Annotated in this window: 16 protein-coding genes; 10 read left to right on the forward strand and 6 right to left on the reverse strand. The window is 64.7% G+C overall.

From position 1 onward, the window contains the following. Positions 1-232: 232 nt before the first annotated feature. From KJP29_RS16830 to KJP29_RS16845, 4 genes are all read right to left on the reverse strand, one after another. Positions 233-1,498 (reverse strand): ABC transporter permease, encoded by a 1,266-nt coding sequence (locus KJP29_RS16830; protein ID WP_218464665.1) that lies wholly within the window; start codon positions 1,496-1,498, stop codon positions 233-235. Continuing rightward, a complete protein-coding gene (locus tag KJP29_RS16835) occupies positions 1,495-2,634 on the reverse strand; it encodes an ABC transporter permease (RefSeq protein ID WP_218464666.1) in 1,140 nt (379 codons plus the stop codon). Before KJP29_RS16835 ends, KJP29_RS16830 begins: the two co-directional genes overlap by 4 nt. Further along, complete coding sequence (locus tag KJP29_RS16840; protein ID WP_218464667.1) at positions 2,631-4,175, reverse strand: ABC transporter ATP-binding protein; 1,545 nt, start codon at positions 4,173-4,175, stop codon at positions 2,631-2,633. The genes KJP29_RS16835 and KJP29_RS16840 overlap by 4 nt, the downstream gene beginning before the upstream one ends. Positions 4,176-4,250: 75 nt before the next feature. After that, complete coding sequence (locus KJP29_RS16845) at positions 4,251-5,282, reverse strand: BMP family protein (RefSeq protein ID WP_218464668.1); 1,032 nt, start codon at positions 5,280-5,282, stop codon at positions 4,251-4,253. A gap of 422 nt (positions 5,283-5,704) precedes the next feature. Between KJP29_RS16845 and KJP29_RS16850 the strand changes: the two genes are divergently transcribed. From KJP29_RS16850 to KJP29_RS16865, 4 genes are all read left to right on the forward strand, one after another. After that, on the forward strand, positions 5,705-6,670 hold the full coding sequence (locus KJP29_RS16850) for a TAXI family TRAP transporter solute-binding subunit (RefSeq protein WP_218464669.1): 966 nt from the start codon (positions 5,705-5,707) through the stop codon (positions 6,668-6,670). Positions 6,671-6,735: 65 nt separating this feature from the next. Then, the gene (locus KJP29_RS16855; protein ID WP_370630885.1) at positions 6,736-7,122 is read left to right on the forward strand and encodes a DUF1850 domain-containing protein; all 387 of its coding nucleotides are present in this window, start codon (positions 6,736-6,738) and stop codon (positions 7,120-7,122) included. A 1-nt stretch (position 7,123) separates the two neighbouring features. After that, complete coding sequence (locus KJP29_RS16860; protein WP_218464670.1) at positions 7,124-9,121, forward strand: TRAP transporter permease; 1,998 nt, start codon at positions 7,124-7,126, stop codon at positions 9,119-9,121. A gap of 149 nt (positions 9,122-9,270) precedes the next feature. Then, complete coding sequence (locus tag KJP29_RS16865) at positions 9,271-10,773, forward strand: AMP-binding protein (protein WP_218464671.1); 1,503 nt, start codon at positions 9,271-9,273, stop codon at positions 10,771-10,773. 29 nt (positions 10,774-10,802) lie between these two features. Here the strand turns inward: KJP29_RS16865 and purU are convergent, their stop codons facing one another. Both purU and KJP29_RS16875 read right to left on the reverse strand, forming a co-directional pair. Next, a complete protein-coding gene (purU, locus tag KJP29_RS16870) occupies positions 10,803-11,687 on the reverse strand; it encodes a formyltetrahydrofolate deformylase (protein ID WP_218464672.1) in 885 nt (294 codons plus the stop codon). Positions 11,688-11,952: 265 nt separating this feature from the next. Continuing rightward, complete coding sequence (locus KJP29_RS16875) at positions 11,953-12,408, reverse strand: GFA family protein (RefSeq protein ID WP_218464673.1); 456 nt, start codon at positions 12,406-12,408, stop codon at positions 11,953-11,955. A 102-nt stretch (positions 12,409-12,510) separates the two neighbouring features. On the opposite strand from KJP29_RS16875, the gene KJP29_RS16880 reads away from it, so the two are divergent. From KJP29_RS16880 to KJP29_RS16905, 6 genes are all read left to right on the forward strand, one after another. Next, positions 12,511-13,317: a helix-turn-helix domain-containing protein gene (locus tag KJP29_RS16880; RefSeq protein WP_218464674.1), complete on the forward strand. Its 807-nt coding sequence runs from the start codon at positions 12,511-12,513 to the stop codon at positions 13,315-13,317. Between the two features lie 99 nt (positions 13,318-13,416). After that, a complete protein-coding gene (accB, locus tag KJP29_RS16885; protein WP_218464675.1) occupies positions 13,417-13,884 on the forward strand; it encodes an acetyl-CoA carboxylase biotin carboxyl carrier protein in 468 nt (155 codons plus the stop codon). Positions 13,885-13,888: 4 nt separating this feature from the next. Beyond that, entirely contained in the window at positions 13,889-15,259 is a 1,371-nt protein-coding gene (locus KJP29_RS16890) for an acetyl/propionyl/methylcrotonyl-CoA carboxylase subunit alpha (RefSeq protein ID WP_218464676.1), read from the forward strand. Beyond that, positions 15,256-16,728 (forward strand): hypothetical protein, encoded by a 1,473-nt coding sequence (locus KJP29_RS16895; protein WP_218464677.1) that lies wholly within the window; start codon positions 15,256-15,258, stop codon positions 16,726-16,728. The genes KJP29_RS16890 and KJP29_RS16895 overlap by 4 nt, the downstream gene beginning before the upstream one ends. Beyond that, positions 16,725-17,549 carry an HAD-IIA family hydrolase gene (locus tag KJP29_RS16900; protein WP_218464678.1) on the forward strand — a complete coding sequence of 275 codons (825 nt, stop codon included), beginning with the start codon at positions 16,725-16,727 and terminating at the stop codon, positions 17,547-17,549. Before KJP29_RS16895 ends, KJP29_RS16900 begins: the two co-directional genes overlap by 4 nt. Continuing rightward, the gene (locus tag KJP29_RS16905) at positions 17,546-19,564 is read left to right on the forward strand and encodes an acetoacetate--CoA ligase (RefSeq protein WP_255553647.1); all 2,019 of its coding nucleotides are present in this window, start codon (positions 17,546-17,548) and stop codon (positions 19,562-19,564) included. Before KJP29_RS16900 ends, KJP29_RS16905 begins: the two co-directional genes overlap by 4 nt. Positions 19,565-19,647: the final 83 nt, after the last annotated feature.

Genomic DNA, 19,647 nt, shown 5'->3' on the forward strand with positions numbered 1-19,647 from the left:
TTTCGTTCAAATTCAGTGAGTTCCGACAAACATGGTGGTTTCCCACCATTTCCGGGCGTAGGCGGGCGGGCTAGCGTCTCACTTAACCCGTGATCCCCCGGTTCTTCGTAGTGGTTCGACCGGGGCGAATACGGCACAGGAGTGCTTCGGGCCGGGACATTTCGGTCTTCTGATCCACGGTCACGCAACAACCTATCAGGTGTCTCGTCCCGTCTCGAAGCCTCCGCTCCCCTCATTCCTTCACATAGGCCTTGCCATTCGCCGCCGGCGGGCGCGCCCGTCCGACAAGCCCGGCCACGACGATGATCGTCGCAATATAGGGCGCCATCGCGAGGAATTCGGAAGGGATCGGCGTGTTGAGAAGCGCGAGCTTCTGCTGAAGCGAATCCGCGAAGCCGAAAACCAGCGCGGCGGAGAGCGCCCCCACCGGATGCCAGCGGCCAAAGATCATCGCGGCAAGGCCGATGTAGCCGCGCCCGTTGGTCATGTTCTCTTCGAACCGTCCCACCGAGCCCAGGGTGAAGAACGCGCCCCCGAAGCCCGCGACCATGCCAGCCAGCGTCACGTGGATATAGCGGGTGCGGTAGACGTCGATGCCAAGCGTGTCGGCGGCGCGGGGGTGTTCGCCCACGGCCCGCGCGCGCAGGCCATTCTTGGTGTGGAACAGGTAATAGGTCGCCACCGCCACGAGGATGAAGGCCCCGTAGACGAATATGTTCTGGTCAAAGAGCGTCGGGCCGATGACCGGGATGTCCGACAGGATGGGGATCTCCCACGACCGGAATACAGGCGCATTGTTGAGACTGCGGTATTGCGAAAAGACCTGGCTCGAAACGTAGCTGGTCACCCCGAGCACGAAGAGGTTGATGACCACCCCCGCGATGATCTGATCCATTCGGAACCGCACCACGAGAAGCGCAAGGAGGAGACCGAAGAGACCACCGACCGCGACCGCGGCCACCAGCCCCATCCAGCCGCCCAGAAGCGACCCGATGAGCGCCCCGGTGAAGGCACCGGCCAGCAACATCCCCTCGATGGCGATGTTCACGACCGCGACGCGTTCCGACAGCACGCCCGCAAGCCCGCCCAGTGCGATGGGAATCGCACGCACCACGGTGGCCTGCAGCATGCCGGTCAGGTTGAAGCTCTTGCCCGCCGTCGCCCAGACGAGGAAAGCCAGGACGAGGATCAGAAGCCCCGCCCCCAGCGACAGCGCGGTCCAGCGCCCCCCGCCCCTGAGAAACTGCCGCACCCCTAGAAAGGCAAGCAGCGCCGCGGCGATCATGTTGAAGGCCCCCGGCACGACGAGCGGCGGGATCTGGATCGCGTCGCGCCGCGTGGTCAGGTTGAAGGTCGCGCGCTCGCCGGGTGCCACGTTCAGGACGAAAAGGACCAGAAGCGACAAGAGGATGAGGATCACCCCCATCACCCGCGCCTTGCGCGCCGCCGCCCCCTCGAGCTTTTCGGAGCGCGCTTCATGAGCGGTCATGTCGGTCATGCGGCACCGCCTTTCTTGCGCCGGAAGCCCCAGGGGAAGATCGCCCGCACAAGAAGCGGCGCGGCGATGAAGACGATAATGAGCGCCTGAATGATCCCGATCAGGTCGATGGACACGCCGGCCGATACCTGCATCTGCCGCCCGCCGGCCTCGAGCGCGCCAAAGAGGATGCCCGCGAAGAGAATCCCGACGGGATGACTGCGACCGAGCAGCGCGACCGCGATGGCGTCGAAGCCTATGCCCGCCGAGAAGCCCGGTGACGCGCGCCCGAGGACGCCCGTGATCTGCGTCGCACCGGCAAGCCCGGCGAGACCCCCGGCGACCCCCATGGCGAGCACGATGATGAGACCCGCCTTCATGCCCGCGTAGTTCGCGGCCGAGGGGTTCTCGCCCGAAGTGCGGAAGGCAAAGCCCAGTTTCGACTTGAAGAGCAGCCAGTAAATCAGCGCCACGGCGAGCAGCATGACCACGATCCCGGCATGGAGCCGCAGGTTCGGGTCGATCTGGGTCAAGAGGCGCGGCAGTTGCGCGGTATCCGGCACGGACTTGGAGATCGGGTCGGAGCGACCGGGACGCTGGATCCAGGGCTGGCGCAGAAGCCAGTTCAGAAGCTCGTAGGAAATGAGGTTGAGCATGATGGTCGAAATGACCTCATGCGCGCCCGTCGTGGCCTTCAGGACCCCGGCGATGGCCGCATAGGCCGCCCCGACCAGAACCCCGGCCAGGAGCACCAACGGAAGGTGGATGATCCACGGCAGACCGGTCAGCGAGAAACCCACGATCACAGCGGCGATCCCGCCCATGATCACTTGCCCCTCGGCCCCGATGTTGAAAAGCCCCGCCCGGAACCCGAGCCCAAGGCCCAGTCCGGCCAGGACCAGCGGGATCGAAGCGGTCAGCGTCTCGGAAATCGCGTTGAGCGAGCCGAAGGCCCCATAGGCCAGCGCCACGAAGCTGCGCCCGATGGTCCCGATATCGACCGCCGTCGCAAGCATCACCAGCGCGCCGAAGATCAGCGCCGCTACCACCGCAAAGAGCGGCACGATCACCAGATCCTCGAAATCGTCGCGGCCATGGGACGCCCGGGCGAGAAGCCCCTGCAACCGTTCGTTCACATCCTTCCGCGTCTCGCTCATGCCGCCGCTCCGTTGTCAGAGTTCTTGTTGCCCTCATGTGCGCCCGCCATGGCAAGACCCACGGCGTTGCGGTCGGCCTTGCCGCCGGTGTTGTCGAACTCGGCCACGATCCGGCCGTCGAACATGACATAGATCCGGTCGGCGAGCCCCATGATCTCGTCGAGTTCCGAGGACACGATGACGACCCCGTCGCCTTCGTCACGCGACATGACGAGCCGCTTGTGGATGTATTCGATAGAGCCCACGTCCACGCCCCGCGTGGGCTGAGAGGCGATGACCAGCTTCGTCTGGCGTTCGAGCTCGCGCGCCACGACCATCTTCTGCTGGTTGCCGCCTGACAGGCTGCCGCCCTCCAGAAAGACGCTCGGCGTGCGCACGTCGAAATCGACGCAGAAACGGGCGGCGGTCTCGCTCACCTTGTTCCAGTCGATGGCCCAGCCCTTGGAGTAGTCCTCGGAATAGTAGGTATTCAGCACCATGTTCTCGGCCACGGTGAAACTGTCCACCATCCCCGACTTGTGCCGGTCCTCGGGAATATGGGCCATACCCAGCCTGTGACGCTCGCGCACGCTGGCGGTCGTGATGTCGGACCCGTCGAAGGTGATCTTGCCCGATGCCACCCGTTCGAGCCCGGTGATTGCCTCGACCAGTTCAGTCTGCCCGTTGCCCTGCACGCCCGCGATGCCCACGACCTCGCCCGAGCGCACGGTGATCGAGACCCGGTCGAGCACCTTCTCGTCGGTCTCGTCGAGCATGGTGACGTCCTTCATCACCAGCATGTCGCGACCGGGCTTGGCGAGGTCCTTCTCGACCGTGAAGCTCACCGGGCGGCCCACCATCATCTCGGCGAGGTCCGCCTCGGTCAGTTCCTTGGGATCGCCATGCCCGGTGATCCGCCCCTGACGAAGCACCGCGATCCGGTCCGAAATCTCCAGAACTTCATGCAGCTTGTGGGTGATGAAGACGATCGCTTTTCCCGCTTCCTTGAGGCTCTCGACGATACCGAAGAACTCGCGCACCTCCTGCGGCGTGAGCACGGCGGTCGGTTCGTCGAGGATCAGCACATCGGCCGAGCGAAACAGCACCTTGAGGATCTCGACCCGCTGCTGGATGCCCACGGGGAGGTCCTCGATCAATTCGTCAGGCGGCACATGCAGCCCGTATTTCTCGTTGATTTCCTCGACCTGACGGCGCGCGCGCTTGATGTCGAGATAGCCAAGCTTGCCGGTCGGCTCCACGCCCAGAACCACGTTCTCGGCCACGGTGAACACGGGCACGAGCATGAAGTGCTGGTGCACCATGCCGATCCCCGCTTCGATCCCGTCGCCGGGACCGTCGAAGACCACGGGCTTGCCGTCGATCAGGATCTTGCCCTCGTCGGGTGTGTAGAGCCCCGAGAGCATGTTCATCATGGTGGATTTACCGGCGCCGTTCTCGCCAAGCAGCCCCAGCACTTCGCCCGCGCGAATATGCAGGTCCACCTTGTCGTTCGCCACGACAGATCCGAAGCGCTTGGTAATCCCGCGCAGCTCGACGTCCATCGGCACCCCACCCCTGATTGTGATCTTGAACCATGCCGCCGCCGGAGTGACCCCCGGCGGCGGACGAGGGTCGGCTTACATGCCGACCGTAATCGAACCGTCGATGATGCCGGCTTTCACGGCTTCGAGTTCGGCCTTGAGCTCGTCCGGCACTTCGCCGTCGAAGGCGCCGAAGCCCGCGAGGCCCACGCCGTCGTTCTCGAGCGTACCGACGGTGAGCCCGCCTTCAAAGCTGTCGTCCATCGCCATGTCGATGACCTGCGTCACGGTCGAATCCATGCGCTTGAGGACCGAGGTCAGATAGACGTCGGAGTTTTCGGGGTCGGTTTGGGTCTGGTCCGCGTCCACGCCGATGATCTTGAGCTCGTCCGTGCCAAGCTCCTTGGCGAGGGTGGCCGAGCCGAGGCCCACGGGACCCGCGACCGGCATCACGATGTCCGCGCCTTCGTCGTAAAGGTTCTGCGCAAAGGCACGACCGTCATCGAGGCTGTCGAAGTTGCCGGTGAAGAGCCCTTCCTTCGATTCCGGGTTCCAGCCCAGAACCTGCACGTCGGTGCCCTTCTGTTCGTTGTAATACTGAACGCCGTAGTAGAGCCCGTCCATGAAGGCCGTCACCGGCGGAATGTTGATCCCGCCGAAGGTGCCGATCACGCCGGTTTCCGACATGCCGGCGGCAAGGTAGCCCGCGAGAAAGGCGCCCTGGTCGGTGGCGAAGACCTGGCCCAGCACGTTCGGGATCGTCGGGTCATAGGCGAAGTCGACGATCGAGAACTTGACGTCGGGGTTCGCTTCGGCAGCCGTCTTCGTGGCGTCGCCCATCAGGAAGCCCACGGTGATGATCACGTCGCACTGCTCGGAAATGAGCGAGTTGATGTTGGCTTCGTAATCGGTTTCCGCCTGACTTTCGAGGAACCGGCCCTCGACCTCGGAATTGGCCGCCATCGCGTCCTGAACGCCCTTCCAGGCCGTCTGGTTGAAGCCCGCGTCGTCGATACCGCCGGTGTCGGTCACCTGACAGGCGGTAAAGGCCTGCGCGGTCATCACCGTGCCGGCCATGAGGGCGGCGGCCAGCCCCGTGCGCACCGAGAGTTTGCTAATCAACGTCATATGATCCTCCATGTGGTCCTCGCCCTGACGTTTTCGGGGCGGGATGGTTGTGTATTTTTTTGGCAGGTGACCGACGACCAGACGCAAATGCACCGGGCGGCGATTCCCCCTGCAGCCATGCGAAAGCGTAGCACGGGATTTTGCAAGGCGGTTGATAGTTTTTGGATTTTCGCCCGGTTTTGACCTCGCGTTCAAAAATTTTTCGGGCCGGATTTCGCCCTATATGGCCCCCGCTTGCTCACGGAATGGGCAGGTCGGTTCTCACCGGCGGTGCCAAAGGGGCGCACAAAGCGTCGCCTCGGGCAAACATAACGCAACGGCAAGTGTGCCGCCCGGCGGTTCACTTGCAACACGCCTGCAGACTGAGGGCTTGCAAGACGGGTCTCGCCTGTTAGCGTAAACGCCATAACAGGGAGGATATCATGAATATGCTACGCACCGCCGCACTCGCGGCGACCATGACCTTTGGCGCGACCGCCGTTTCGGCACAGACCCAGCTTTCCATTGCCACCGGCGGCACCGGCGGCGTCTATTACCCGATGGGCGGCGGCCTTGCCGAGGTTATCAACAACCACGTCGAGGGATATTCTGCGACTGCCGAAGTTACCGGCGCCTCGGTCGAAAACATGGGGCTGATCGCCACCGGTGACGCCGACCTCGCCATCGCGCTCGCCGATACGGTGCAGCAGGCCTACATGGGCACGGGTCGCTTCGAGGGCCAGCAGCTTCCGATGGTCCGTGCCGTTGGGTCGCTTTATGCCAACATGGTCCAGATCGTGACCCTCGCGGACAGCGGCATCACCTCGATCGCCGACCTTGCCGGCAAACGCGTGTCGGTCGGCGCGCCGGGGTCGGGCACCGAGGTCAACGCCATGACGCTCCTCGACGCGAACGGCATCAGCTTCGACGATTTCGACGCCCAGCGCCTGAACTTCAACGAAACCACGGATGCGCTCAACAACGGCGACATCGACGCGGGCTTCCTGTCGGTGGGCGCGCCGACCTCGTCGATCCTGAACCTCGCCACCACCAAGGACATCGCCATGGTGGCCCTCACGCAGGAACAGGTGGACGCCGCCATGGGCGCAGACCCTACCTTCGCTGCGCTCGCCCTGCCCGGCGGAACCTATGACGGTGTCGCCGACGACGTAATGACCGTGGGCGTGCCCAACGTGCTGGTCGTCTCTTCCGAGATGGACGAGGAGACCGTCTACCAGATCACCAAGGCCATGTATGAAAACATCGCCGAGATGCAGGCGGTTCACCCGGCGGCGAACGAGACCACCGTGGACTTCACCATGAACGCGACACCCGTTCCGCTTCACGCCGGGGCCCTGCGGTACTTCGAGGAAGCGGGCGCGACCATCCCGGACAAGCTGCGCGAGTGATGCGACGCGTGATCGGAGGGGGGCTTCTGGCCCTCCTCTCTTTCCCTGCATCTGCCGGATCGCTGGTGGCCACCGTTCTCCCGGACGGCCCCGAGATCGCGCGGCTGGAGGTGCCCGAAGGTGCCGGGTGGTGCATGCTCTGGCGCCATTCCGTTCAGGGCTTCGAGGTGCAGGACTGTTACGAAAATCGGGCCGGACACATGGTGCTCACCCGGTCCCATCAACCCGATTTCGCCGCCGGCCTTGGCCATATCGACGGGCGCGGCATCCAGACCTCGGACGGTGCTGGCGGCTACTGGATCGAAGCCATCGACGAACCCGTGCCCGGCGACGCCTATGTGCTGCGCCCCGGCACGATGAAGGTCGATCACCGCCTGTCCGCCGCCTCGGGCGAGGTCTCGCTTTCCGCCCGGGCCGCGCACGAACGGGTGCTCATTTCGCTGGAAGACTGACATGACGGACAAGACATCCGAGATGCCGCAGCCCCCGTCAGACGGGCCCGTCTATCTGCCGCAGCCCAAGCCGGTCTTGCGTATCATCACGGTCGTCGGCATCGCGCTCTCGCTGTTTCAGCTCTATGCCGCCGGCATCCAGCCACTGGGCCTTTTCTTCCAGCGTCCTATCCACCTTGGCTTCATCCTCGTCCTCGCCTTTCTGATGTTCCCCATCACAGGCAAGCGTCCGCGCGGTGTCATCGGATGGCTTATCGACGGGCCGTTGATCCTTTGCGGCATCCTCGTCGGCTACTGGGTGCCCGCCAACATCGACGCCATCGCCAATGCCATCGTGCCGCGCCAGATCGACGTCACCGTGGGGATCGTCACGGTCCTCGTCGTGCTCGAGGCTGCGCGCCGCGCCATTGGCCTCGGCATGACCATCGTGGGCGTCGTTTTCATCCTCTATGCATTCGCGGGCAACCGGGGCGAACTTCCGTTCCTGGCCGACCTCATGCCCGGCATCCTCAATCACCGGGGGTATTCGCTCGACCGCCTCGCCAGCCAGCTCACGCTCGGGGCCGAAGGGCTTTACGGCATCCCGCTGGGCGTGGCCGCCACCTTCATCTTCGTTTTCGTCCTCTTCGGGGCCTTCCTCGAGGTCACCGGCGCGGGCAAGTTCTTCATCGACCTCGCCTATGCCGCCACGGGTCGCCAGCGCGGCGGACCTGCCAAGGCCGCCGTGATCGCCAGCGCCGGCATGGGGTCGATCTCGGGCTCGGCCATTGCCAACGTGGTGACTACCGGGGCCTTCACCATCCCGCTCATGAAGAAACTCGGCTACCGCCCCGCGCAGGCCGGCGGGATCGAGGCCGCCGCCTCGACCGGCGGGCAGATCATGCCGCCGCTCATGGGCGCGGGGGCCTTCCTCATGTCCGAGTTCACGCGCACGCCCTATATCGACATCGTCCTCGTCTCGATCTTTCCGGCCGTGCTTTACTTCGGCGCCGTCTATCTGCTCGTCCATATCGCCGCCGTGAAACAGGGGATGACCGGCCTCCCCGCTGCGGACCTGCCCAAGGTGCGGGACGTGCTGGCGGAGGGGTGGCATTTCCTTCTGCCCCTCGTCGCGCTCGTCTGGTTCCTCGTTCAGGGCTATTCCCCGATGCGCGTGGGCTACTACGCCATCCTCGCTGTCATTGCCGCCGCCGTTCTGCGCGGGGTCATGAACTGGGTCTCCGAGGGGGCGTCGATGCAGGGTCTCGTCGCACTGACGAAGGCCGGCGTGATCAAGACCGGCGAAGCGCTGGAGCTTGGCGCGCGCAATGCCGTCGCCGTGTCCATGGCCTGTGCCGTGGCGGGGATCGTGGTCGGCGTCGTGGGACTGACGGGTCTGGGCCTCAAATTCTCGGCCATGATGCTCGCCTTCTCCGGCGGAAACATCCTGCTCGCGCTCATCCTCGTCATCCTCGCCTCGCTCATCCTCGGGATGGGGCTTCCGGTGACGGCCGCCTATATCGTCCTCATCATCCTCGTCGGCCCGGCCCTGACCGAGGATTTCGGCGTGCCGCTCCTCGTCGCGCATCTGGTCGTCTTCTGGTGGTCGCAGGATTCGAACGTCACGCCACCGGTGGCGCTGGCGGGCTTTGCGGGCGCGGCCATCGCGCGGGCTTCGCCGATGGAGACCTCGGTTCAGGCGTGGAAATACGCCAAAGGGCTCTACCTCATCCCGCTCTTCATGGTGTTCAACCCGGTGATCATCCAAGGCGGCCCCCTGCCGCTGGTCCTGTGGAACGGGCTCATCGTCGTCATGGCGCTGGTCGCTTTCGCCGCGACGCTGGAAGGATTCATGTTCGCCCCGATGCCCATCTGGCAGCGCCTGCTGCTGGTGCCTGCCGTGGTCGCTGTGTTCTGGCAATCGGTGCCGGTCGAGGCTGCGGGCGCGGCAATCATCGCACTCGTGCTCGGGATGAACTGGATCGCGGGACGATCAAAGCCCGCGCCTGTCACGCCCTAGCGACGAGGTCGCAACCCCGTTGGTCGTAAGCATACGTTCCTTATGTGCCCGCTGCGCCTCTCACGCCGCCCGTTTACCATGCCGCCCGGAGCGCTAATCTGTCCGCCGGAGGACCCCATGACAGCACGCATATGCCGCGAGGCGACCCGATGAATCCAGCGCTCTGGCTCGCCCGGGCGGCGACGCGCACCCCCGAAGCCCCCGCGCTGTTTCATGGCACCGACCTTGTCGCAACCTACAGCGCCTTGGACCGTGACGCGGCAGCCATCGGGGCGGGTCTGGTCGCGAAGGGGATCGGCCCCGGCGACCGCGTGGCGATCTTCCTGTCCAACAGCCCCGAGTTCCTCCCGATCCTCTTCGGCATCTGGTATGTCGGGGCCACCGCCGTGCCGATCAATGCGAAACTGCATCCGAAAGAGGTGGCCTATATCCTGACCGCCTCTGACGCTGGCCTCGCCTTCGTGAAGGACGCAGACGCATTCCCCGAGGCGTCCATTCCCCTGATCGAGCCGAACGGTGACGCCTTCTCGGCGGTCAGGGCCACCGCGCCCCTCGACGCGCCCCAAGTGATGAACCCTGACGACACGCTCTGGCTCTTCTATACCTCCGGCACCACAGGCCGACCAAAGGGCGCCCAGCTGACCGGTGCGAACCTGGCCGCCATGTCGCTTGCCTATTTGGCGGATGTGGACCGGGTCGATCCGGGCGATGCCGCCCTCTACGCCGCGCCGATGTCCCATGGGGCGGGGCTCTATGCGCTGGTTCATGTGCTCATGGGCGCGCGCCACGTGATCCCGAATTCCGGCGGCTTCGATCCGGCCGAGATCTTCGATCTCGCCGCCCATCACAACAATGTCTCGATGTTCGCGGCCCCCACCATGGTCAAGCGCATGGTCGAGGCGGCCCGGGTCACGGGGACGACGGGCCACGGCATCAAGACAGTCGTCTATGGCGGCGGGCCGATGTATGTCGCCGACATCAAGGCCGCGCTCGATACCTTCGGCCCGAAGTTCGTCCAGATCTACGGTCAGGGCGAGGCACCCATGGCCATCACCGCCCTCTCGCGCGAGGATATCGCCGAGAGCACCCATCCCGACTGGGACCGCCGGCTGGCATCTGTCGGACGGGCGCAGAGTGTGGGCGCGATCGCGATCCTCGACCCTGATGGCGAGCCCCTGCCACCCGGCGAAACCGGCGAGATCGCGGTCAAGGGCCCCATCGTGATGGCGGGTTACCTCGACGCGCCCGAGGCGAACGCCCGCGCGTTTCGCGACGGTTGGCTCCTGACGGGCGATGTCGGGCACCTTGATCCCGACGGTTACCTGACGCTCCATGACCGGGCCAAGGACATGATCATCTCGGGCGGGTCGAACATCTACCCGCGCGAGGTGGAAGAGGCCCTGCTCACCCACCCCGGCGTCACCGAAGTATCGGTCGTGGGCGAGGCGCATCCGGAATGGGGGGAAATCGTCGTGGCCTTCGTCGTTGGCACCGCCACGCCCGAGGACCTCGACGCCACCTGCACCGCCTCGATCGCGCGGTTCAAGAAGCCCAAACGCTATCTCTTCGTGCCGGAACTGCCAAAGAACAACTACGGCAAGGTGCTCAAGACCGAGTTGCGCGCGATGCTGGAGGACCAAAGGGGCGCCTGAGCGCCCCTCCTCTCCTTGCGACCTGGGCCTCAGCCCATCCGTTCGGAGGCATAGCCCCCCGGCGAGGCGGGGAAGACGACGGTCTTGTTGCCGTTCAGGAAAACGCGGTGGTGGATGTGGGCGTGAATCGCGCGGGCAAAGACCTGTGCTTCCACGTCCCGCCCCAGCGACACGTAATCGTCGGGAGACTGCGCGTGGGTGATGCGCACGATGTCCTGTTCGATGATCGGACCTTCGTCGAGATCCGCGGTCACGTAATGCGCCGTCGCCCCGATCAGCTTCACGCCACGCTCGAAGGCCTGCTTGTAAGGGTTCGCCCCCTTGAAGGAGGGCAGGAACGAGTGGTGGATGTTGATGATCCGGCCCGACATCTTCTGGCACATCTGGTCCGAAAGGATCTGCATGTAGCGGGCGAGCACGATGAGCTCCGCGCCCGAATCCTCGACGACCTGCATGATCTGGGCCTCGGCCTGCGGCTTGTTGTCTTTCGTGACCTTGATGCAGTGGAACGGAATGTCGTGGTTCACGACAACCTTCTGGTAATCCATGTGGTTCGAGATCACGGCCACGATGTCGATCGGCAGCGCGCCAATCCGCCAGCGATAAAGCAGGTCGTTGAGGCAGTGACCGAAGCGGCTCACCATGATCACGACCTTTACCTTCTCGCCTTCGTCGTGGAACGAGAAATCCATGTCGAAGGGCTTCGCCACATCGACGAAATCGGCCTCGAGCACATCGCGCAGCACGCCGCCTTCCGACGAAAAGCTCACCCGCATGAAGAACTTGCCCGTCTCGAAATCATCGAACTGGCTCGAGTCGGTGATGTTGCATTCGTGGGTCGCGAGGAAATTCGCGATGGCGGCGACGATCCCCCGCGTGGATTTGCAGGTGACGGTCAGGACGTATTTGGACATGCGTTTCTTCTTCCTTGCACTATCGGTTCGCAGCGTGCGTTGCATTCCACGGGATCGCCGGGGCGTTAAGCTCAATTTCACGACTCGATCATTCAATTTGAACAATCGGCGGCCCGGATCGGTCCGCAGGTTTCCGATGGTGACCGAACCGTTCCTGCCCGGAACCCCGGTTGCCCATCGCGCCCCCATGAAAGGCGAGGAACGCGCGCGGTCCCGCCACCGCGCGGCGCAAACGCGTCGGAAAACGACCTCTGGCCGGAAACCGTCACTGGCCGCGCAGTCGAGGCGAGTCTCCGGCGACCGGCGCATAGCTTGCTGTCGTCTCGTGGCTCTCTGCGAGCGCGAGTGTCACGAAGGGGGCCTTCGACCGGGTAAAGACCTCTCTGGTGACATCGAACCAGAAACTCGGCGGATCGAACGTGCCCGCCGCAACCCCGATCACCCCGTCCCAAAGGCCGAGCGTCCAGAACAGGGTCGTGCCGCAGGTGGGGCAGAACTGCGTTTCGAACGACCGCCCGCTTTCGGTGGTGAACCGGTAGCGATTCAGTTCGCCCGAGCGCACCTCGACCTGTTCCCCGTTGAAATAGGCCGAGACGCCAAAGGCGCTGCCCGTCCGCGTCTGGCAATAGCGGCAATGGCAGACCGCCGTCCTGTGGGGCTGTCCCGTTGTGCGGTAGCGGACGCTGCCGCATTGACAGCCCCCTTCGTGAATTTCCGACATGCGCTTCTCCGTTTTCCGGTAACCTGCCCAGCGCCACGATCCTCTGGCAACGGGAAAAATCCGCAGCTAACCTCCTGCCACCACAGAAGGACGCAGAGCCCCATGGCCGAAAGCCAAGTCAAGACGATCCGGGCACTCGCCCGCGGGCTGGACGTGCTACAGCTCTTGCAGCGTTCGGGCGCGATGCGGCTTCAGGACCTGCACCGCGAGACCGGGTTACCCAAAGCGTCGCTCCTGCGAATCCTGAAGACCCTGATGGAACAGGGCGTCGTCTGGCAACGGATGGTGGACGGGGCCTATCTGCCCTCGCACTCGCTTGCCGAACTTGCCGGCCGAATGGACCGCGAAGGGGCGCTCGTGGAAACCGCAGGGCCGGTGCTGGCCCGGCTGACCGAGACGATCGAATGGCCCTCGGTCCTCGCTGTGCCGAGGCTCACCTCAATGGAGGTGCTCGAAACCAACGTCACACGGTCCTACTTCGACCATATCGCGGTAGGCCCGGTCGGCTATCAGGTCAACATCCTGCGCTCCGCTTCTGGCCGCGCCTTTCTGTCCTTTTGCGAGGAAGCGACCCGCGCGGCGATGCTCGACGCTCTGCGCCGGTCCGTGCGCAAGGGCGACCGTGTGGCCCATTCCCCCGCCTATATCGACCGCGTCCTGGCCGAGACCCGGGCCCAAGGCTTTGCCCTGCGCGACCCGGACTTCGGCGGCGACTACGACGAGGGTCGCGATGCCGTGGACGACGGCCGTGATTCCATCGCCGTGCCGATCAGGCTGGGGTCGCACGTCCCGGCAACGATCAACATCACCTGGTCGAAACGCGCCTACTTGCGTGACGAGGCGGTGCCACGGCTCGCCGCCCCGGCTCTGGCTGCCGCCGCGGAAATCGCAGCGCGGTTTTCGGGGTGATTTCATTGCGTGAAACCTTGCCCGTCGCCTGATTGAGCGGCTCCACCCTGCCGCCTAGCGTCGTCTCGACATCTTACGTGTGCCTTGGGAGGAGACACCATGAGCGGCCTCACGCGCTCCGACATCGACGACATCCTGCGCCTGATCGACGCCTCCGACTTTGACGAGTTGAAGCTGGAGATGGGCGACACGAAGATCGAATTGCGTCGCCGGGGCGCGGCAGCACCGCAGGCCCAGCCCGCTCCGGCCCCTGCCCCACAAGCCACTCAGCCCACATTGGAGAAGCCCCCTGCGCCAGTGCAGGCGCCGGTCGTCGCGTCGGGCGGCGGATCGGAAGTGCCCGCGCCGCTTCTGGGCACCTTCTACCATGCGCCAAAACCCGGGGCCGACCCTTTCGTCAAACCCGGGGACCGTGTGAACCCTGAAACCGTCATCGGCATCATCGAGGTGATGAAGCTGATGAACTCGGTCGAAGCCGGGATCGCGGGCACGGTGATCGACTTCGTCGCGCCCAATGGCGAACTCGTCGAGCACGGTCAGACGCTCATCCGCATTCAGCCGGACTAAGATCATGGCCAAGATCAAACGCATCTTCATCTCCAACCGCGGCGAGATCGCGGTGCGCGTGATCCGCACGGCGCGAGCACTTGGTATCGAAACGGTGCTGGGCGTGTCCGAGGCCGATCGCGACACGCTGGGCGCGAAACTGGCCACGCGGACCGTCTGCCTGGGGCCGGCGGCGGCCACGCAAAGCTACCTGAAGGTCGAAACAGTCGTCGAGGCCGCCAAGGGCACCGGATGTGACGCACTCCATCCCGGCTACGGTTTTCTGTCGGAAAACAAACGCCTCGCCGAGGCCTGCGCCAAGGAAGGGATCGTCTTCATCGGCCCCTCTCCCGACAACCTCGACGCCGTGGGCGACAAGCTGACGGCCCGAAACCACGCCGAAGCGGCCGGGGTGCCGCTTGTCCCCGGCGGGTCAATCGAGACCGCCGAGGAAGGTCTGGCGATAGCCGAGGAGGTGGGCTTCCCGATGCTCATCAAAGCCGTCTCTGGCGGTGGCGGGCGCGGCATGAAGCGGGTGAACTCCGCCGCCGAACTGCCGAAACAGATCGACATGGCGATTTCCGAAGCCTCTGCCGCCTTTGGCGACGGGCGCATCTATATGGAGCGTTTCGTGACCGTGGGTCGACACGTGGAAGTGCAGATCATCTCGGACGGCGAGACGGTGATCCACGCGGGCGAGCGCGATTGCTCGGTCCAGCGGCGATATCAGAAGGTGGTGGAAGAGGCCCCCGCGCCGGGTCTGCAGTCCGCGCTCAGGCAGGGGCTGCTCGATGCGGCGGTGAAATACGCCCGTCACATCAACTACAAATCCTTGGGCACCGTCGAGTTCCTCGTCGATGTGGAACGGGGCGAGTTCTATTTCCTGGAAATGAACGCCCGTGTGCAGGTCGAACATCCCGTGACCGAAGCGATCACCGGTCTGGACCTCATCGCGCTCCAGATCGCGATTGCCGAAGGGCAACCGCTGGGCCTCACCCAGGACGATATCAGCCTCACCGGCCATGCCATCGAATGTCGGCTCAACGCCGAGGACATGGACCGCGATTTCATGCCCTCGCCCGGTCGCGTGACCCAAGCGTGGTTCCCGCCGATCCCCGGCCTGCGCGTGGACACCCATATGCAGCCCGGCGCGATGATCTCGCCCTATTACGACAGCATGGTGGCCAAGCTCATCGCCTATGGCGAGACGCGGGACAAGGCGGTCGAGGTCATGTCTACCGCGCTCAAGGTCACGGAACTCACCGGCGTGACCACCAACGCGCCGCTCCACATGGCGATCATGGACGACGCTGAATTCCAAGCGGGCGGCGTCGATACGAATTACCTACCCGGGCTTCTGGCCCGGATCGCAGCCAAAAAGGAGGCCGCGGAATGACCAAGACCATCACCCTCATGGACACCACGGTGCGCGACGGCAACCAGTCGAACTGGGGGGCCACGGGGCTCGACACCGGGATGATGCTGCAAATCGCGCCGACGATGGAGCGGGTGGGATATGAGTCGATCGACTTCATCTCGTCCACCCATATGGCCGTCGCCGTGCGGTTCAAGCAGGAAGACCCGTGGGAACGGATCCGGCTATTCAAGGAGCGCACGCCGACCACGCCCCTGTCGTTCCTCACCACGGGGATGCGCTTCATCTCGTGGGAGATTGCGTCGGAAGAATTCATGGAGTTCTGCTTTCGCACCCTCGTGTCGAACGGGATGGAACGGTTCGCGATCATGGACCCGATGATCGACGTGGACGCCATGGTGCGCATGGCGCAGGTGACGCGCAAGGCCGGCGCGAACCAGGTGGTTGCCGCCCTGCCCTTTACCCTCTCGCCCGCCCATGACGACGCCTTCTTTGCCGATGCGGCCAAGCAGCTGACCGAGGGCGGGCATTACGACAAGCTCTACCTCAAGGACCCCGGCGGGCTGGTCACGGCAGAACGCGCAAAGACGCTGATGCCCGCGCTCAAGGCAGCGATTGGTGATCTGCCGCTCGAATTCCATTCTCACTGCACCATCGGGCTTGGGCCGTTCTCCTATCTGGAAGCGGCCCAGCATGGCGCGACGTGCCTTCATACGGCGTCGTCCTCCGCCGCGAACGGCACGTCGCAGCCCGCGCAAGCTCCGGTGATCGCGAACCTGCGCGACCTTGGGTTCACGGTGGACGTGGACGACGAGGCGGTGGCCGAAATGGACGCCTATTTCACCGCATTGGCCGCGACCGAGGGGTTACAACACGGCGCGCCGGGCGAATTCGACCGCGCCTATTTTCGCCACCAGATGCCGGGCGGCATGATGGGCACGCTCAAGCGTCAACTGGCCGAGACGAAGCGCGCGCACCTCCTCCCCCAAGTGCTGGAAGAGGTCGAGCATGTGCGCGCCGATCTTGGATATCCGATCATGGTCACGCCGTTTTCGCAGGTCGTTGGCACGCAGGCGCTGCTCAACGTCGTATCGGGCGAACGCTACAAGACGATCCCGGACGAGGTGACGCGCTATGTGCTGGGCCGGTTCGGCAAGCCGTGGCTGCCCATGAACGGCGAAGTCGAGGACCGGGTGCGGTCGTCCAAACGGGCCAAGGAGCTGGAGGCCGAGCCGCATATGGCGTCGCTCGACGAACTGCGCACAAAGCACGGCAAGGGGCTGTCGGACGAAGAGTTCATCCTTCGCGCCGTCATGCCCGCCGATCAGGTGGACGCGATGGTCGCCCATGGTCCGGCACGGCAGGGTTACGACCCCAAGTCGAAACCCGTCATGGACCTCATGCGCGAAATCACCTCGCGCCGGGGTCTGGGCGACGTGAAACTCGAGAAACCGGGTTTCAAGCTCGAACTGAAAGGGGCGGCGCGATGAGCTTCAAGGCTGCCGTCTTCGACATCGACGGGACGCTCGCGATGATGGACAAGGAAACCGGCGAGTTTACCGCGCTCCCCGGTGCCGTCGAGGCGATCAACACCTGCAAGGCGGCAGGGATGGCGGTCGTCGCCTATACCAACGGCACGATTTTCACGCCCGAACACTACTACGCCCCCCTCGCCCGCGCCGGGATCGAATTGGACCCCGGTCACATGATGACCCCCGCCGTCGTCGCCGCGCATGAGCTTGCGCGGCTCGGCCACAAGCGCGTCATGGTGCTCGCCGCCGAGGGCGTGGTGGAGCCTGTGCGCGAGGCCGGGATCGAGATCGTCGCGCCGAAGAAAGGCGCGGGAGAGGTCGACGCTATCCTCGTTGGCTGGACGCGGGATTTCGACGTTCACATGCTCGAAGCCGCAGCGGATGCGCTCTGGGCGGGCGCGCCGCTCTATGCCACGTCGGTCGCGCCCTATTTCGCCTCGGCCAAGGGCAAGATGATGGGGATTTCCGGCGCGCTGGTGGCAGGGCTGAAGAACGCAACCGGGGTCGAACACACGCTCTTTGGCAAGCCATCCGTGTCCGGCCTCACCATGGTGTCAGACCTCACCAAAGCCGCGCCGCACGAGATGATCGTGATCGGCGACGACCCGAAACTCGAGCTTCTTATGGCCAGACGCGCCGGTGCCTTCGCGCTTGGCGTCACCACCGGAGGGCGCGACCGCGCCGCCTTTGACGCCATGTCGCCCGAGACGCGGGCGCATATCGTGCTGGACACTTTGGAGGATTTCGACCTCTCTGCCTGCGAGGAGGAATTTGCATGACCGAGACAGCCATCACGACCGTAACCGAGGGGCAGGAGCTCTGGCGCGCAACGGAAGAGCGCAAGAAGCGCGCCGAAATCACCCGTTTCATGAACTGGCTCGCCTCGGAGCGCGGCAAGAACTTCTCGGACTATTGGGGCCTGTGGCAATGGTCCGTCGATGACGTGCCGGGCTTCTGGAAGGCGATCTGGGACTTCTACGACGTCATCCACGACGGCGAGATCGACGAGGTCATGACCGACGATCCCATGCCGCGCACCCGCTGGTTCACGGGCACCCGGATCAACTACGCCGAACACGTGCTGCGCAACGAAACGAACGGCGATCCGGCGCGCACGATGATCTCGCATACCTCGGAACTGCGGCCCGAACTGGCCGAGATGAGCTGGGGCGAGATGGCGGGCCAGGTGCGCAAGCTCGCCACCTGGATGCGCTCGGTCGGTGTCGAACCCGGGGACCGGGTGGTGGCCTATATGCCCAACATCCCCGAGACCTTCATCGCGATGCTCGCGACCACCGCCATCGGGGCCACATGGTCCTCCGCCGCACCCGAGTTCGGTGCGCAGACGGTGATCGACCGCTTCAGCCAGATCGAACCGAAGCTCGTCTTTGCCGTGAACGGCTATGGCTACGGCGGCAAGCACTTCAACCGCACCAGCGAGCTGTCGAACATTCTGGGCTACCTGCCCTCTGCGGAATGCCTTGTGCTTCTCGATTACCTGGAGGGCGCAGGGGCACCCGCCTTTGCCGGCGCCACGCATGGCTGGGACGAGACGCAGGCCGGGCCGGAGGTTGCTGCCACGGATTTCACCTATACCCGCGTGCCATCGGATCATCCCCTGTGGATCCTGTTTTCGTCGGGCACCACGGGGCTGCCCAAGCCCATCGTGCAAGGCCACCACGGGATTGTGCTCGAACACTACAAATCCGGCGCCGTGCACCTGGACATGCACCCCGGCGCGGTTCAGTTCTGTTATTCGACCACCGGCTGGATGGTCTGGAACACGCTCATGCAGGGCCCGATGCAGAACGGGCGCGTGGTGCTTTACGATGGGCACCCGACCTACCCCGACGCGCGGGCGCTCTGGCGGTTGATGGCCGACACCGGGGTCACGACTTTCGGCGTGTCGCCGACCTTCATGCAGATGGTGCGCTCGCAGGGCATCGAGCCGGGCAAGGAATTCAACCTCTCGGCGCTTGAGACGATCCTGCTCACCGGATCGCCCTCGACCCCCGAGATCCTCGCCTGGATCCATGAGGCGGTGAAGGCGGACATCTATGCGACGTCGCAATCGGGCGGCACGGAGCTCTGTTCGGGGATCCTCGGCGGCTCCTGCCTGCTCCCCGCCAACGCGGGCGAGATCCAGGCGCCATGCCTCGCCTGCGACGCGGTCGCCTATGACGAAGCGGCGCAGCCGGTCGTCGGCACCGTAGGCGAATTGGTCGTGCGTCAACCGATGCCCTCCATGCCGCTCAAATTCTGGGGCGACGACGATTTCGTCCGCTACACCGACAGCTATTTCGCGGAATACCCCGGTATCTGGCGCCACGGCGACCGGGTGCGGTTCACGCCCGAGGGCGGCGCCTATGTGCTCGGACGATCGGACGCGACGCTCAACCGCTTCGGCGTGCGGATCGGCTCGGCGGAGATCTACCGCACGATGGAAGCGATCCCCGAGGTTGCCGACAGTCTGATCGTCTGCATCGAGGAGGAGGACGGGGGCTACTACATGCCGCTCTTCGTGCAGATGGCACCCGGCAAGCGGCTGACCGAAGAGGTCGAGAAGGACATCGTGCGACGCCTGCGCACCGAACGCTCGCCGCGCCATGTGCCCGACGTGATCGTGCAGGCACCCGAAATCCCGACGACCCTCACGGGCAAGAAGATGGAGGTGCCCGTGCGCCGGATGCTTCTGGGCGAGAACCCGGACAAGGTGGCGTCCAAAGATGCGACCAAGAACCCGGCCGCGCTCGACTGGTTCGCGAGCTTTGCAGCGCGGCGGCTGGCGCAGTAGGTTTCCCCGCAGACTTCGTCTGCGACGACCGGTTGGGGAGAGGCGCTGCCTCTCCCCAAACCCCTCTCCGAGGTATTTCCGAA

Origin of the sequence: Maritimibacter sp. DP1N21-5, from assembly GCF_019218295.1 — a bacterium.
In the GTDB taxonomy this organism is placed as follows: Bacteria; Pseudomonadota; Alphaproteobacteria; order Rhodobacterales; family Rhodobacteraceae; genus Maritimibacter.